Below are 15,903 nucleotides of genomic sequence, written 5' to 3' on the forward strand. Positions count from 1 at the left end.
CGGGAAGGGGTGTGCTTTGAGGCCGTGCATTCTAGCCTAAACCGCCCGCGACATCACCCGAAACGGTACGGGCGGTGTCACCCGGACGTCGGGCCGGGTATCCGGGCCTCAAACAGCCCCTGCGCGAGGGTTATTTTCACGCTCATAATTTGCCGCTCGAGCCCATTCCTGCGGGCTTCAGGCGGGTTTTCCATTGCCTAGCAGACAAGCCCCTCGCTGTCGAGATATGGCGCTAGCGGTCCTTTGCGTATACTGCGCAGATGTTTTCCCCAACGGCTTTGCGTCCGCGGTATGCCAAATGGCTGATCGCAACCGGACTCTTCCTGATGCTCAGTGGCTGTGTTGATAAACCCAACACGCTGGAGCGCATAAAGGAGGATGGCGTGCTGCGGGTGATCACCCGAAACAGCCCCGCCACCTACTTCCAGGATCGTAACGGCGAGACCGGCTTCGAATACGAGCTGGTGAAGCGCTTTGCCGAAGATCTGGGGGTCAAGCTCAAAATCGAAACCGCGGACAACCTCGACGACCTGTTCAATCAGGTGGGCAAGCCTGACGGCCCGGTGCTGGCTGCTGCCGGCCTGGTCAGCAGCGAGGAACGCAAAAAGCAGGTCCGGTTTTCCCACTCCTACCTGGAAGTCACCCCACAGGTCATCTACCGCAACGGCCAGTCACGGCCCACCGATGCCGGCGATCTGGTCGGCAAAAAGATCATGGTGCTCAAGGGCAGTACCCACGCCGAGCAATTGGCCGAGCTGAAAAAGAAATATCCCGGCATTGAATACGAAGAGTCCGACGCGGTTGAAGTCGTCGACCTGCTGCGGATGGTGGATGAAGGTCAGATTGACCTGACCCTGGTCGATTCCAACGAAGTGGCGATGAACCAGGTCTACTTCCCCAACATCCAGGTCGCCTTCGACCTCGGCGATGCCAGCCACCAGAGCTGGGCCGTGGCCGCCGGTGAAGACAACAGCCTGCTCAACGAGATCAACGCCTACCTCGACAAAGTGCAGAAAAACGGCACCCTGCAACGTCTGAAAGATCGTTATTACGGCCACGTCGATGTCCTCGGCTACATGGGCGCGACCACTTTTGCCCAGCACTTGCAGCAACGGCTGCCCAAATACGAACAGCACTTCAAGGCGTATGCCAAGAAAGAGAAAGTCGACTGGCGCCTGCTGGCGGCGGTCGGCTACCAGGAATCGCTATGGCAAGCGGCGGTCACGTCCAAGACCGGCGTGCGCGGCCTGATGATGCTGACCCAGAACACCGCGCAAGCCATGGGCGTGTCCAATCGACTCGATCCCAAGCAGAGCATCATGGGTGGCGCCAAGTACCTGGCCTACATGAAGGATCAACTGGACGACTCGATCAAGGAACCGGATCGCACCTGGTTTGCCCTGGCAGCCTATAACGTTGGCAGCGGTCACCTGGATGACGCACGCAAATTGACGGCCAAGGAAGGGCTCGATCCAAACCGATGGCTGGACGTGAAGAAGATCCTGCCGCGCCTGTCCGAGAAGAAGTGGTACAGCAAAACCCGCTACGGCTACGCCCGGGGCGGCGAGCCGGTGCACTTCGTGGCGAACATCCGTCGCTACTACGACATCCTGACGTGGGTGACGCAGCCGCAGCTTGAAGGCGATCAGGTGGCTGAAGGCAACCTGCACGTGCCGGGGATCGACAAGACCAAGCCGAATCAGGAAACGCCGCCTCTTTAAAGCAAAAGATCGTCCGAAGGCTCGGGCCGCGTTCGGACGATCTTTTGATTTCAGCCCTTCAAAGCGGCGGCCAGGATCAGCGCTTTCATCTCCGAGACAGCCGACTTGAACCCGACAAACAACGCATGCGCCACCAGCGCATGGCCGATGTTCAGCTCGTTGATGCCTTTGATCGCCGCCACTGCTTCGACGTTGTGATAGTGCAGACCGTGGCCGGCATTGACGATCAACCCTTGGGTCAGGCCAAACGCCACGCCGTCCGCCACACGCTTCAGCTCTTCAGCCACGTCAGTCGGCGTTTGCGCATCAGCGTAACGGCCGGTGTGCAGCTCAATGGCGGGCGCGCCCACACGACGGGACGCCTCGATCTGCCGCTCGTCAGCATCAATGAACAGCGACACTTCGCAACCGATCTTCGACAGGCGCTCCACGGCAGCCTTGATCCGCACCTCCTGCCCTGCCACGTCGAGGCCACCTTCGGTGGTCAGTTCCTGGCGGGTTTCCGGCACCAGGCAAATGTGCGCCGGGCGGATACGCTCGGCGAACGCCATCATTTCTTCGGTGACGCCCATTTCGAAGTTCATGCGGGTTTGCAGCACGTCCTTGAGCAGCAACACGTCGCGCTCCTGGATGTGCCGGCGGTCTTCGCGCAGGTGCACGGTGATGCCGTCGGCGCCCGCCTCTTCCGCGTCCAGTGCAGCCTTGACCGGATCCGGGTAACGCGTACCCGGGCCTGACGCAGGGTGGCAACGTGGTCGATGTTCACGCCAAGAAGAATGCGATTGCTGGTGGTCACGGAAGCGCTCCTGAAGAGGGGAAAGTTCGGTGCACAGCATACGGTGTGATCAGGGCTTGCGAAACAGCTCGCGACTAACCAAAGGGCGACCGCCCAAGTGAACGGCCAGTGCCTGACGCATCAAACGCTTGGCAGCGGACAACGCACCGGGGGCGGACCAGTCGGCTTCGGCCATGGCCAATAACTCGGTGCCGTTGAATAGACCCGGTTGCAGCAGATAGACCCGTTCCAGACCCGCATCCACTTGCAAACGATACAGCCCGTCCGGCGCGATGGGTTCGCCGTGGATATCGATGTTCAGCGCAAAGCCGTACCCGAGATCGTCCAGCAGCCGCCATTCGAAGGAGCGCAGCAGCGGTTCCAGCGGACGGCCTTCGGCCAATGCAAGCAACGTCGCGGCGTAGTGATCGAATACGCCGGGGTGAGGGTCTTCGGAGGGCAGCAGGCGAATCAGCAACTCATTGAGGTAAAGACCGCTGAACAGCGCCTCACCGATAAGCCAGGTAGAAGGGCCGGCACTTTCCATGCGCCCGACATTCTTCAGTTCGCCGCGCCCACGAAACTCGACTTCCAGCGGCACAAACGGCCGCGCCAAGGTTCCAGCCTTGCCCCGCGCACTGCGCAACACCGCCCGCAGCCGACCTTGCGGCGTGAGGAAATCCACCAGCGCACTGCTTTCGCGGTAGGCGCGGCTGTGGAGCACGTAGGCGAGTTGGCCGGTTGGCGCGGTGGTCGACATGGTGGTCTTGTGTCCCGGTCCGGGATTGCAAAAAGATCGCAGCCTTCGGCAGCTCCTACAAGGAGCTGCCGAAGGCTGCGATCTTTTGATCTTTGTTTCTGTTACAGGTCGCCATAACCCAGCGAACGCAAGGCGCGTTCGTCGTCGGACCAGCCGCCTTTCACTTTCACCCAGAGGTTGAGCATGATCTTGGAGTCGAACAGCAACTCCATGTCCTTGCGCGCCTCGGTGCCGATGCGCTTGATACGCTCGCCCTTGTCGCCAATGATGATCTTCTTCTGGCCATCGCGCTCGACGAGGATCAAGGCATGGATATGCAGGGTTTTACCCTGCTGCTTGAACTCTTCGATTTCAACGGTGATCTGGTACGGCAGCTCGGCGCCCATCTGACGCATGATTTTTTCACGCACCAGTTCAGCGGCGAGGAAACGGCTGCTGCGGTCGGTAATCTGGTCTTCCGGGAAGAAGTGTTCGTTTTCCGGCAGGTAACCGGCGATGACTCGCTCCAGCGCTTCGAGGTTGTGCCCGTGCTGGGCCGAGATCGGCATGATCTGCGCGTTCGGCAGTTGTTCCTGCAGCCAGCTCAGGTGCGGCATCAGCTCGGCTTTGTCTTCGATGCGGTCGGTCTTGTTCAACGCCACGATCAGCGGGCCGGTCACGTACTGGACGCGCTCGAGGACCATCTGGTCTTCGTCGGTCCACTTGGTGCGGTCAACCACGAAGATCACCACGTCGACGTCTTTCAACGCCGCTGAAGCGGTCTTGTTCATGTAGCGGTTCAGGGCTTTCTCGCCACCTTTGTGCATGCCCGGGGTGTCGACGTAAACGGCCTGAATGGCGCCTTCGGTCTTGATGCCCAGCATGTTGTGACGGGTGGTTTGCGGCTTGCGCGAGGTGATCGCCAGCTTCTGGCCCAGAATGTGGTTCAGCAGCGTGGACTTGCCCACGTTCGGACGGCCGACGATGGCGACATAGCCACAGCGAGTTGCAGTTGAATCAGTCATGGCCATTCTCCACGCCCAGGGCAATCAGTGCTGCAGCGGCCGCTACCTGTTCGGCAATACGACGACTCACACCCTGACCTCGGCTTTTTTCATTCAGTAAGGTGATTTCGCATTCGACGAAGAAGACTCGGCAATGCGGCTCACCCTGGATATCCACCACTTCGTAACGTGGCAGCTCACAACCGCGCGACTGCAGGAATTCCTGCAGGCGGGTTTTTGGATCTTTGTTGGTGTCGACCAGGGTCAGGCCCTCGAACTCCCCGGTCAGCCAGGCCAGCACGCGTTCGCGCGCCATGTCCATGCCGGCGTCGAGGTAGATCGCACCAATCAGCGCTTCCAGGGCATCGGCCAGAATCGACTCGCGACGGAAACCGCCGCTCTTCAATTCGCCGGAACCCAGACGCAGGTAGTCGCCCAGATCGAAACCACGGGCCAATACGGCCAGGGTCTCACCTTTCACCAGGCGTGCGCGCAAACGCGACAACTGGCCTTCGCGGGCCAGCGGGAAGCGATCGAACAGCGCCTCGCCAGCGACGAAGTTAAGGATGGCATCACCGAGGAACTCCAGGCGTTCGTTGTTACGCCCGGCAAAACTGCGGTGAGTCAGGGCCAGAACCATCAGTTCCTGGTCCTTGAAGGTGTAGCCGAGCTGACGCTCTAGACGGCTTAAGGAGACGCTCACGGTTTACCCACGCTGAGTTCGTGGCTGGTTTCCACCGCCATCGCCGTGATGCGGCGCAGGCTTGGGACAATTAACGCTGTGTTCAAAAATAACGTCCTGAATATCGTTGGCTTCATGCCTCTGGCGCCGATTGTGCCGGGGCCAGAAATGCATTCGGCGCTGTGTTCAACAGCGCCGTGGGTGATTACTTGATCAGGCCAACCCGCGAGAAATTCGGCAGGTGACTGAGTTTGGGTTCCGGCCAGCTCATCCAGACTGCGAAGGCCTTGCCGACGATATTCTTGTCGGGAACCATGCCCAGCAGATCCTTGGGAATAGTCGGATCATCCCAATAGCGACTGTCGTTTGAGTTGTCGCGGTTGTCGCCCATCATGAAGTAGTGCCCGGCAGGCACGGTCCAGGTATGGTCAGGCGTTGCGCGGTAACGGCTCATTTCCTTGCGGATCAAGTGCTCGGCTGCGCCGAGTTTTTCCTTGTAGAGTTCGGCGCTGCCCAACGTGCCCGGCTCGGAGCCGATCAGTTGCTCGGCGATCGACTCACCATTGACGAACAGACGCTTGTCAGCGGTGTAGCGAATCTGGTCACCCGGCAGGCCCACTACACGCTTGATGTAGTTGACGTTCGGATCGCTTGGATAGCGGAACACCATCACATCGCCACGCTGTGGATCACCGACTTCGATGACTTTCTGGTCGATCACCGGCAGGCGGATCCCGTAAGAAAACTTGTTCACCAGAATGAAGTCACCAACGTCCAGGGTTGGTTTCATCGAGCCGGAAGGAATCTGGAACGGCTCCACCAGGAACGAACGCAGCACCAGCACGATGAACAACACCGGGAAGAACGACTTGCCGTATTCGACCAGCAGCGGCTCTTTGTTCAGTTTCTCGACCAGCACCACATCGGGCTGGCTGACGCTGCCCTGATAGGAGGCAATGGCAGCACGCCGACGCGGCGCCAGGAAAACCAGATCGAGCAACGCCAACAGGCCGCAAACGAATACGGCGATGACCAGCAACAGCGGGAAATTTAGTGACATAGGACCTAACTATCCAACCTGAGCACTGCAAGGAAGGCTTCTTGTGGAATTTCCACGTTACCGACTTGCTTCATGCGTTTTTTACCGGCCTTCTGCTTTTCCAACAGCTTGCGCTTACGGCTAACGTCACCACCGTAGCATTTGGCCAATACGTTCTTTCTGAGTGCCTTGACGGAGGTTCGCGCAATGATTTGCCCGCCGATGGCGGCCTGGATCGCGACGTCGAACATCTGGCGCGGAATCAGTTCTTTCATCTTCTCGGTCAACTGGCGACCTTTGTAGTGCGCGTTATCCCGGTGCACGATCAACGCCAGGGCGTCGACCTTGTCACCGTTGATCAGCACATCCAGCTTCACCAGACTAGCCGATTGGTAACGATCGAAATGGTAATCCAGCGAAGCATAGCCGCGACTGGTCGATTTCAGACGATCAAAGAAGTCCAGGACCACTTCGTTCATCGGAATATCGTAAGTCACCTGGACCTGGGTCCCGAGGAACAGCATGTCGTGCTGCACGCCACGCTTCTCGATGCACAGGGTAATGACGTTGCCCAGGTGCTCTTGCGGCACAAGAATATTGGCCCGCACGATCGGCTCACGCATGTCTTCGATCGAAGACACGTCCGGGAGCTTGGACGGGTTGTCGACGTAAATCGTTTCACCGGTTTTCAGCAACAGCTCGAAAATAACCGTCGGCGCCGTGGTGATCAGGTCCAGGTCGTACTCGCGCTCAAGGCGCTCCTGGATGATTTCCATGTGCAGCATGCCGAGGAACCCGCAACGGAAGCCGAAGCCCAGGGCGTCGGAGCTTTCCGGGGTGTACTGCAGGGACGAGTCGTTGAGCGTGAGCTTTTGCAGGGCTTCACGGAAATCTTCGAAGTCGTCGGAGCTGACCGGGAACAGGCCGGCGTAAACCTGCGGTTGAATGCGTTTGAAGCCGGGCAGCACGTCAACGTCGGGGGTGGAGCTCAAGGTCAGGGTGTCACCGACCGGTGCACCGTGAATGTCCTTGATACCGGCGATGATGAAGCCCACTTCGCCGGCCTTCAGGTCGACAGTGGCGGTGTGTTTCGGGTTGAAGACGCCGACGCTGTCCACCAGGTGGATCTTGCCGGTGGACTTGACGAGGATCTTGTCGCCCTTCTTCACACGGCCGTGGCGCACGCGAACCAGGGAGACAACACCCAGGTAGTTGTCGAACCAGGAGTCGATAATCAACGCTTGCAGCGGATCTTCGTAGTTGCCGGTGGGTGCCGGGATGGTCTTGACCAGACGCTCGAGCACCTCGTCGACGCCCTGGCCAGTCTTGGCGCTGCACTCGACCGCATCGGTGGCATCGATGCCGATGATTTTTTCGATTTCTTCCTTGACGCGGTCCGGATCGGCCTGTGGCAGGTCGATCTTGTTCAGGACCGGCATGACTTCCAGGCCCTGCTCGATCGCCGTGTAGCAGTTGGCAACCGATTGCGCTTCAACGCCCTGACCGGCATCGACCACCAGCAATGCACCTTCACACGCCGCCAGCGACCGGCTGACTTCATAGGTGAAGTCGACGTGGCCCGGGGTGTCAATGAAGTTCAGCTGGTACTTGATGCCGTCTTTGGCGGTGTAATAAAGGGTAACGCTGTGGGCCTTGATGGTGATCCCGCGTTCACGTTCCAGGTCCATGGAGTCCAGCACCTGGGCTTCCATTTCGCGCTCGGCAAGGCCGCCGCACATCTGGATGAAGCGATCGGCCAGCGTCGACTTGCCATGGTCAATGTGGGCGATGATGGAGAAATTGCGGATATGACTCAAATCACTCACGGATCAACACTCAAAAAGGCTGCAGGCATAGCCCGCCGAAAAATAGCCGGGAATTGTACCTGATCCGCGGCGCAAGCGTCACGTTCGCAGGTCAGACGGCGCATACAAAAACGCCCCGGTCTTGCGACAAGGGCGTTTTTTGCAACGGCAAACGTCAGGAAAGACCCGGAATCACCCGGCCCGACGCAACAACAAGACCCCGGCCAGGGCACAGACAGTGGCCGGCACCAGCACCGCAAATAGCGGCGAGAAACCGAACACCAGGCTCGAAGGCCCGAGCAAATCCTGAACGATACGGAAGGTGAAGCCGACCAGTACGCCGGTAAACACCCGCTGACCCAGGGTCACCGAACGCAGCGGACCAAAGATGAAGGAAATGGCCATCAGCACCAGCGCGGCAGTGACCAACGGCTGCAATACCTTGACCCAGAATGCCAGCCAGTAACGGCCATTGTTCAGACCCTGGTCAGCCAGATAGTGGATGTAACTCCACAAACCGCTGATCGACAGCGTCTCAGGGGTCATTACCACGGTATTGAGCAATTGCGGGCTCAAGGCCACATCCCAGCGCTCGACCGGGGCGCTCACCACTTCAGTGCGCTTTTCCTGTTCATGGAACAGCGTGGTGGTGACGTCGCTCAACGTCCAGTGATCCTTGTCGAACTCCGCACGCTTGGAGAAGCTGGCCGACAACATGTGGCGCTCTTTGTCGAAGCGATAACGGGTCACGCCATACAGCACGCCATTAGGCTGCACGGAGTTGATGTGAATGAACTCTTCACCCTGGCGATGCCACAAACCGTGCTTTGCACTTTGTGCATCACCACTGCCCTGTGCCAGGGAGCGATTGGCCTGAGCGACATTCTCGGTGGCGGGTGCCACGTATTCGCCGATCAACACACCCACGACCATCAGGACCAGCATCGGCTTCATCACCGCCCAGACAATCCGACCGATGGATACACCGGCAGCGCGCATGATGGTCAGTTCGCTGTTGCTGGCCAGGCTGCCGAGACCGATCAGGCAACCGATCAGCGCCGCCATCGGCAACATGTCGTAAAGACGTCGCGGCGCCGTGAGCAGCACGTAGCTCAAGACATCCATCAAAGTGTAGGTATCGCTGGCGTCACTCATTTCATCGATGAAGGCGAACAGCTCCGCCAGACCGAGAATGATCCCCAGCACCGCCAGGATGGCCATGAGAACGCTGCCACCAATGTAGCGATCGAGCTTAACCACGAGCCACCTCCAGCGCAGCGCGGCGACTCGCCATTTTCAAGCGCATGGGCTCCCAGTAGAGCAACCCAAGACCGATGACCAGGAAGATCGCATGCACCCACCACAGGCCAAGTGCTGTCGGGATCTTGCCCTTCTCAAGGGCACCGCGCGCGGCAATCAGGATAGTCAGGTAAGCCATATAAAGAAGAATCGCCGGCAGCAGCTTGAGGAATCGGCCCTGGCGCGGATTGACCCGCGACAACGGCACAGCCATGAGGGTCACGATGAACACCAGCAATGGCAAGGACAGGCGCCACTCCAGCTCGGCGCGCGAACGCACATCGTCACTAGCCAGCAAGGAGTTGGTGGTCATTGCATCACGGTCCGTGACTTCGTCGCTGACGTCCGGCTTGGCCAGCAAAACGCCGTACTCGTCATATTTGATGGCTCGGTAGTCGGCCTGCCCCGGATTACCGTCGTAGCGATAGCCGTTGTCGAGAATCAGGTAGCGGTTGCCATCGGGACGGATTTCCTGACGACCCTTTTCGGCCACCAGTACGGAAATCCCGCGATCCTTTTGATCGGACGAAATGTTCTTCTGCGATATGAATACGCCGGCCAGATTGACGCGATCGGCCGACAACTGCGCGGTATAGGTCACCCGCGTACCGTCACGCAAGGCCTGGAAGCGACCCGGTTCAAGGGTATCGAACTCGGTCAGGGCGTCCTGCTTGTTCAGCAACAACTGGAACTGATTAGCCCCTTGCGGTGCCAGGCTCAGGCTCAGCCAGGCCACGACCAGCGCCACCAGGGTCGCCGGAAACAGGGTGATGCGAAGCAAACGCTGCTGGCTCATGCCGGTGGCCGACAGCACGGTCATTTCGCTTTCCAGGTACAGCCGGCCATAGGACAGCAGAATGCCCAGGAACAGACCCAATGGCAGGATCAGCTGCAGGAAGCCTGGCAGGCGAAAGCCCATGATCAGGAACAGTGAACTCGGGTCCAATTGGCCCGAAGCCGCCTGTGCGAGGTATTTAATGAAGCGACCGCTCATGATGATGACCAGCAGCACGGCGCTGACGGCGCTCAAGGTCAACAGGACTTCGCGGGACAGATAACGGAAGACAATCAAACCAGACACTCCAGGGTTGTCAGGCTAAGGCGGCCAAACAAGCAAACGTATCGGGCGGCCCGCAGGGCAGAGCCACCGAAAAAGATGGCGCATTATCCTGTGATTGGGTGCGCCTGTCACTGCGCATGCTCAAGCCGGTGGTCAAAGCACTGAAGATCGTACAACCGAGGGTTGTCAGGCGCCGGTAGCGAGGTTCAAACTGCGGCCTTTGTCGCGGGCCGTGACCTGCGTCTTTCTAACTATATAAGCAGGCGTTTGCGCACACTGTCGAACGCTGCGTGTTGACCATTAATTCAGGGACCCGGACATGGAACTGGTTGTAAAAAGCGTTAGCCCAGAAACGTTGAAAACCGCCACTCTGGTGGTCGCCGTCGGCGAAAACCGCAAGCTCGGCGCCGTTGCCAAACAACTCGACGAACTGAGCGGCGGTGCCATCAGCGCCGTTTTGAAGCGCGGCGACCTGGCCGGCAAAGTCGGCCAGAGCCTGTTGCTGCATAGCCTGCCAAATCTCAAGGCCGAGCGCGTGCTGCTGGTTGGCGTGGGCAAGGATGAAGAACTGGGCGACCGCCCATTCCGTAAAATCATCGCTGGCGTCCTCAACACCCTCAAAGGCCTGGGCGGCACTGACGCCGTGCTGGCGCTGGATGAAGTGGTGGTCAAGGGTCGCGACAGCTACGGCAAGACCCGTCTGCTGGCCGAAACCCTGGTGGACGGCGAATACAGCTTCGACCAGTTCAAGAGCCAGAAAGCCGAACCTCGCGCCCTGAAGAAAGTCACCCTGGTGACCATCAAGGCTGCCCAGGCTGAAGTCGAGCGCGCCGTCTCCCACGCCACCGCTATCGCCAACGGCATGGCCTTCACCCGCGACCTGGGCAACCTGCCGCCGAACATCTGCCACCCGACGTTCCTGGGCGAACAAGCCAAGAACCTGGGCAAAGAATTCAAGACCCTGAAAGTCGAAGTCCTCGATGAGAAGAAGATCAAGGACCTGGGCATGGGCTCGTTCTACGCCGTTGGCCAGGGCAGCGCCCAGCCACCGCGCCTGATCGTCATGCAATACAACGGCGGCAAGAAATCCGAGAAACCGTACGCACTGGTCGGCAAAGGCATCACCTTCGACACCGGCGGCATCAGCCTGAAACCGGGCGCCGGCATGGACGAGATGAAGTACGACATGGGCGGCGCGGCCAGCGTGTTCGGCACCCTGCGTGCCGTGCTCGAACTGAAACTGCCGATCAACCTGGTGTGCATCCTGGCTTGCGCCGAGAACATGCCGAGCGGCAACGCTTCGCGCCCTGGCGACATCGTCACCACCATGAGCGGCCAGACCGTGGAAATCCTCAACACTGACGCCGAAGGCCGTCTGGTGCTGTGCGATGCACTGACCTACTCCGAGCGCTTCAAGCCACAAGCCGTGATCGACATCGCGACCCTGACCGGTGCTTGCGTCGTTGCGCTGGGTGCTCACACGTCGGGCCTGCTGGGCAACAATGACGAACTGATCGGTCAACTGCTGAGCGCCGGCCAAGTGGCTGACGATCGCGCCTGGCAACTGCCGCTGTTCGATGAGTACCAGGAGCAACTGGACAGCCCGTTCGCCGACATCGCCAACATCGGCGGCCCGAAAGCCGGCACCATCACGGCGGCCTGCTTCCTGTCGCGCTTCACCAAGAACCTGAACTGGGCACACCTGGACATCGCCGGCACGGCCTGGACCAGCGGCGGCAAGGACAAGGGCGCCACTGGCCGTCCGGTTCCATTGCTGACCCAATACCTGCTGGACCGCGCCAAAGCCTGAAACCGATGACCTTGGGCGGTATCACTTTCCAGTGATGCCGCCCCTGGCTCAGGAACCGCAATGACCAAAGTCGACTTCTATATCCTGCCCAGCGCCGATCCATCAGCGCGGCTGGACTTTGCCTGCAAGCTCAGCGAAAAAGCCTGGCGCATGGGGCACCGCATCTACCTGCATTGCAGCGATGCCGCCCAGCGTGACGACCTCGATGCGCGCCTGTGGACGTTCAAGGGTGAAACCTTCGTCCCTCACGGTCCCGCTGAAAGCGAACCGGACAGTTTGATTGTCCTGGGGCTTGGCGATGACTGCGGTCCGCACCAGGATCTGCTGGTCAATCTCGACCTGAAAGTCCCGGCCTTCGCCAACAAATTCGCCCGGGTGGCGGAAGTGGTGGTGGAAGATCCGACGATTCGTGCGGCTGCGCGGGAGAGTTTCCGTTTCTACCGCGAACAGGGCTATCCTCTGCAAGATCACCGTTTACAGCGACTCTGAGCATTCCGATGGACACTCCAAAACCGCAGCAAAAGTCCGCGCATCTGCTGGATGACCTTGAGTCGATCCGCCAACTGCTCGGTGATGACAACCTGCAACCGCCGTTGCTGACCGACACGGTCCATGACGGTGATCAGGAACAGATTCCGATGCTGTTCGAACCCGCAGGCGCCACGCCTGTAGCCATCGAACCGGCCCCCGCCCCTGCCGCCCAACCTTTACCTGCCGCCAGCAAAGGCCCCGACGCCCTGCTGCACCTGGACAGCGAACTGCGCGCCGCCGCGCAATTGATCCTGCAAGACGTGATCGACGACTTCGCCCCGCATATTGAAACCGAGATCAAGCGCCGACTGGATGCGCGGATGGAGCGGCTGCTCAGCCAGTACGAGTAACCCCGCCATTCCTATGTAGGAGCTGCCGCAGGCTGCGATCTTTTGACGTTGATCTTCAGTGTTTTTGAAGACGCCAAAAGATCGCAGCCTGCGGCAGCTCCTACAGGGTGCACCATCGACATTTGATGTGTGCCCGGTCCGCCCCTGCTCGCCCTCGGCCCCATGCCCCGCTATACTTGCCGGCTTTTCCTGAATAAATGCCAATAGGGTCCCGCCGCGCATGGATAAGACCTACCAGCCGCACGCCATTGAAACTTCCTGGTACAACACCTGGGAGTCCGAGAATTACTTCGCCCCGCAAGGCGCGGGCGAGTCCTACACCATCATGATCCCGCCGCCGAACGTCACCGGCAGCCTGCACATGGGTCACGGCTTCAACAACGCGATCATGGACGCCCTGATCCGTTTCCGCCGCATGCAGGGTCGCAACACCCTGTGGCAGCCGGGCACCGACCACGCCGGTATCGCCACGCAAATGCTGGTGGAACGCCAGCTCGAAGCCAAAGGCCAGAGCCGCCACGACCTGGGTCGCGAGAAGTTCCTCGAGAAAATCTGGGAATGGAAAGATGAATCCGGCGGCAACATCAGCCGTCAGATCCGTCGCCTTGGCTCGTCCGTCGACTGGAGCCGCGAGCGCTTCACCATGGATGACGGCCTGTCGGAATCGGTGAAAGAAGCCTTCGTGCGCCTGCATGAAGACGGCCTGATCTACCGCGGCAAGCGCCTGGTCAACTGGGACACCAAGTTGCACACGGCGATTTCCGACCTCGAAGTGGAAAACCACGACGAGAAAGGTTTCCTGTGGAACCTGAAGTACCCGCTGGCCGACGGCGCCAGGACTGCTGAAGGCAACGATTACCTGATCGTCGCGACCACTCGCCCGGAAACCATGCTCGGCGACTCCGCCGTCGCGGTTAACCCGAACGATGAGCGCTACAAAGCCCTGATCGGCAAGTTTGTCGAGCTGCCACTGGTTGGCCGCCGCATCCCGATCATCGCCGACGATTACTGCGACCCTGAATTCGGCACCGGCTGCGTGAAAATCACCCCGGCCCACGATTTCAACGACTACGAAGTCGGCAAGCGCCACAACCTGCCGCTGCTGAACATCTTCGACAAGAACGCCGCTGTATTGCCGGCCTGTCAGGTGTTCAACCTCGACGGCACGCTGAACGAAAGCATCGACGGCAAGATCCCGGCTGAATACGCTGGCCTCGACCGCTTCGAAGCGCGCAAACAGATCGTTGCTGCGTTCGATACTGCCGGCCTGCTCGTCAGCGTCGACGATCACAACCTGAAAGTGCCGAAAGGCGACCGCTCCGGCACGATCATCGAGCCGTGGCTGACCGACCAGTGGTACGTATCGACCAAGCCATTGGCCGAGCCTGCGATTGCTGCCGTTGAAGACGGCCGCATCCAGTTCGTGCCCAAGCAATACGAAAACATGTACTTCTCGTGGATGCGCGACATCCAGGATTGGTGCATCAGCCGTCAGCTGTGGTGGGGCCACCGGATTCCGGCCTGGTACGACGAGTCGGGCAAAGTCTACGTCGGTCGCGACGAAGCCGAAGTGCGTGCCAAGCACAACCTCGGCCCGGACGTTGCGCTGCAACAGGACAACGACGTGCTCGACACCTGGTTCAGTTCGGGCCTGTGGACGTTCTCCACGCTCGGCTGGCCTGAGCAGACCGAGTTCCTGAAGAAATTCCACTCCACCGACGTGCTGGTCACCGGTTTCGACATCATTTTCTTCTGGGTTGCCCGGATGATCATGCTCACCATGCATCTGGTGAAGAACGAAGACGGCACGCCGCAGGTCCCGTTCAAGACCGTTTATGTTCATGGCCTGGTGCGTGATGGCCTGGGCCAGAAGATGTCCAAGTCCAAGGGCAACGTCCTCGACCCGCTGGACATCATTGACGGTATCGAGCTGGAAGACCTGGTGCACAAACGCATCAACGGCCTGATGCAGCCGAAACTGGCGAAGAAGATCGAGAAGCAGACCCGCGACGAGTTCGCCGACGGCATCGCCAGCTACGGCACCGACGCGCTGCGCTTCACCTTCTGTTCGCTGGCATCCACCGGTCGCGACATCAAGTTCGACATGGGCCGCGTCGAAGGCTATCGCAACTTCTGCAACAAGATCTGGAACGCCGCGCGTTACGTTCTGGACAAGGGCGAAGACTGCGGCCAGAACGGCGAAGCCTATGAGCTGTCCCTGGCGGATCGCTGGATCATCTCGCAGCTGCAACGCACCGAAGCCGAAGTGACCCGTCAGCTCGACCAGTTCCGCTTCGACCTGGCGGCACAAGCCTTGTACGAGTTCATCTGGAACCAATATTGCGACTGGTACCTGGAACTCTCCAAGCCGGTGCTGTGGGACGAAAACGCCCCGGTTGAACGCCAGCGCGGCACTCGCCGCACACTGGTTCGGGTACTGGAAGTCGCGTTGCGCCTGGCGCACCCGTTCATGCCGTTCATCACCGAAGAAATCTGGCAGCGCATCGCGCCGCTGGCCGGTATCGAAGGCAAGACGATCATGCTGCAACCCTGGCCAGTGGCCAACGAAGCACGCATCGATCAGGGCGCCGAAGACGACATCGAGTGGCTGAAGACGCTGATGCTCGGCACGCGCAACATTCGCGCCGAGATGAACATCGGTCCGGGCAAGCCGCTGAACCTGTTCCTGAAAAACGTCAGCGCCGAAGACCAGCGTCGTCTCACCGAGAACGAAGCGTTGCTCAAGAAGCTGGCGCGCCTGGAGTCGATCACTGTATTGGCGGCTGGCCAGGAAGCGCCGCTGTCCGCTACTGCCCTGGTGGGCGAGATGGAAGTGCTGGTGCCGATGGCCGGCCTGATCGACAAGGATGCCGAACTGGCGCGCCTGGACAAGGAAATCCTGCGTTTGCAGGGCGAAGTCCAGCGCGTGGGCGGCAAACTGTCCAACGCTGGTTTCGTCGACAAGGCCCCGGCCGAAGTCATCGACAAGGAACGCGCCAAACTGGCCGAAGCTGAACAGGCTTTGGGCAAGTTGGCGGAGCAGCATGCGCGGATTGCCAGCCTGTAACGGTAAATCGCAATGAAGAGG

General features: G+C 59.8%; 12 protein-coding genes and 1 pseudogene. 5 read left to right on the forward strand and 8 right to left on the reverse strand.

Annotation, left to right across the window (positions count from 1 at the left end; all coding sequences use genetic code 11):
• Positions 1-260 precede the first annotated feature (260 nt).
• Positions 261-1,721: a membrane-bound lytic murein transglycosylase MltF gene (mltF, locus tag JFV26_RS23015; protein ID WP_201195628.1), complete on the forward strand. Its 1,461-nt coding sequence runs from the start codon at positions 261-263 to the stop codon at positions 1,719-1,721.
• A 50-nt stretch (positions 1,722-1,771) separates the two neighbouring features.
• On the opposite strand, the pseudogene pdxJ reads toward mltF, so the two are convergent.
• From pdxJ to lptF, 8 genes and pseudogenes are all read right to left on the reverse strand, one after another.
• Positions 1,772-2,517, reverse strand: a pseudogene (gene pdxJ / locus JFV26_RS23020) (pyridoxine 5'-phosphate synthase).
• Between the two features lie 49 nt (positions 2,518-2,566).
• Positions 2,567-3,256, reverse strand: coding sequence for a DNA repair protein RecO (gene recO / locus JFV26_RS23025; protein WP_201195630.1), 690 nt, complete (start codon positions 3,254-3,256; stop codon positions 2,567-2,569).
• Positions 3,257-3,357: 101 nt separating this feature from the next.
• The gene (era, locus tag JFV26_RS23030) at positions 3,358-4,260 is read right to left on the reverse strand and encodes a GTPase Era (RefSeq protein WP_123405550.1); all 903 of its coding nucleotides are present in this window, start codon (positions 4,258-4,260) and stop codon (positions 3,358-3,360) included.
• On the reverse strand, positions 4,253-4,942 hold the full coding sequence (gene rnc, locus JFV26_RS23035; protein WP_201195632.1) for a ribonuclease III: 690 nt from the start codon (positions 4,940-4,942) through the stop codon (positions 4,253-4,255). Before rnc ends, era begins: the two co-directional genes overlap by 8 nt.
• A 184-nt stretch (positions 4,943-5,126) precedes the next feature.
• On the reverse strand, positions 5,127-5,981 hold the full coding sequence (lepB, locus tag JFV26_RS23040) for a signal peptidase I (protein WP_201195634.1): 855 nt from the start codon (positions 5,979-5,981) through the stop codon (positions 5,127-5,129).
• A 5-nt stretch (positions 5,982-5,986) separates the two neighbouring features.
• Positions 5,987-7,786, reverse strand: a complete 1,800-nt coding sequence (gene lepA / locus JFV26_RS23045) for a translation elongation factor 4 (RefSeq protein ID WP_201195636.1) — start codon at positions 7,784-7,786, stop codon at positions 5,987-5,989.
• A 171-nt stretch (positions 7,787-7,957) separates the two neighbouring features.
• Positions 7,958-9,025 (reverse strand): LPS export ABC transporter permease LptG, encoded by a 1,068-nt coding sequence (gene lptG / locus JFV26_RS23050; RefSeq protein WP_201195637.1) that lies wholly within the window; start codon positions 9,023-9,025, stop codon positions 7,958-7,960.
• Positions 9,018-10,136, reverse strand: a complete 1,119-nt coding sequence (gene lptF, locus JFV26_RS23055; protein ID WP_201195639.1) for an LPS export ABC transporter permease LptF — start codon at positions 10,134-10,136, stop codon at positions 9,018-9,020. The genes lptG and lptF overlap by 8 nt, the downstream gene beginning before the upstream one ends.
• A 307-nt stretch (positions 10,137-10,443) precedes the next feature.
• On the opposite strand from lptF, the gene JFV26_RS23060 reads away from it, so the two are divergent.
• The 4 genes from JFV26_RS23060 to JFV26_RS23075 all read left to right on the forward strand — a co-directional run bounded on the left by JFV26_RS23060 (position 10,444) and on the right by JFV26_RS23075 (position 15,882).
• On the forward strand, positions 10,444-11,934 hold the full coding sequence (locus tag JFV26_RS23060) for a leucyl aminopeptidase (protein ID WP_201195641.1): 1,491 nt from the start codon (positions 10,444-10,446) through the stop codon (positions 11,932-11,934).
• 60 nt (positions 11,935-11,994) lie between these two features.
• Positions 11,995-12,423 carry a DNA polymerase III subunit chi gene (locus tag JFV26_RS23065; protein WP_201195643.1) on the forward strand — a complete coding sequence of 143 codons (429 nt, stop codon included), beginning with the start codon at positions 11,995-11,997 and terminating at the stop codon, positions 12,421-12,423.
• A gap of 8 nt (positions 12,424-12,431) precedes the next feature.
• Positions 12,432-12,815 (forward strand): DNA polymerase III subunit chi, encoded by a 384-nt coding sequence (locus JFV26_RS23070; RefSeq protein ID WP_201195644.1) that lies wholly within the window; start codon positions 12,432-12,434, stop codon positions 12,813-12,815.
• A 220-nt stretch (positions 12,816-13,035) separates the two neighbouring features.
• The gene (locus JFV26_RS23075; RefSeq protein WP_201195646.1) at positions 13,036-15,882 is read left to right on the forward strand and encodes a valine--tRNA ligase; all 2,847 of its coding nucleotides are present in this window, start codon (positions 13,036-13,038) and stop codon (positions 15,880-15,882) included.
• Positions 15,883-15,903 lie beyond the last annotated feature (21 nt).

It is taken from the genome of Pseudomonas sp. TH31, assembly GCF_016650815.1.
In the GTDB taxonomy this organism is placed as follows: domain Bacteria; phylum Pseudomonadota; class Gammaproteobacteria; order Pseudomonadales; family Pseudomonadaceae; genus Aquipseudomonas.

Coding starts and splice junctions, on each gene's coding strand:
- mltF (WP_201195628.1), top strand. CDS start 261: ATGTTTTCCCCAACGGCTTTGCGTCCGCGGTATGCCAAATGGCTGATC.
- recO (WP_201195630.1), bottom strand. CDS start 3,256: ATGTCGACCACCGCGCCAACCGGCCAACTCGCCTACGTGCTCCACAGC.
- era (WP_123405550.1), bottom strand. CDS start 4,260: ATGACTGATTCAACTGCAACTCGCTGTGGCTATGTCGCCATCGTCGGC.
- lepB (WP_201195634.1), bottom strand. CDS start 5,981: ATGTCACTAAATTTCCCGCTGTTGCTGGTCATCGCCGTATTCGTTTGC.
- JFV26_RS23060 (WP_201195641.1), top strand. CDS start 10,444: ATGGAACTGGTTGTAAAAAGCGTTAGCCCAGAAACGTTGAAAACCGCC.
- JFV26_RS23065 (WP_201195643.1), top strand. CDS start 11,995: ATGACCAAAGTCGACTTCTATATCCTGCCCAGCGCCGATCCATCAGCG.
- JFV26_RS23070 (WP_201195644.1), top strand. CDS start 12,432: ATGGACACTCCAAAACCGCAGCAAAAGTCCGCGCATCTGCTGGATGAC.
- JFV26_RS23075 (WP_201195646.1), top strand. CDS start 13,036: ATGGATAAGACCTACCAGCCGCACGCCATTGAAACTTCCTGGTACAAC.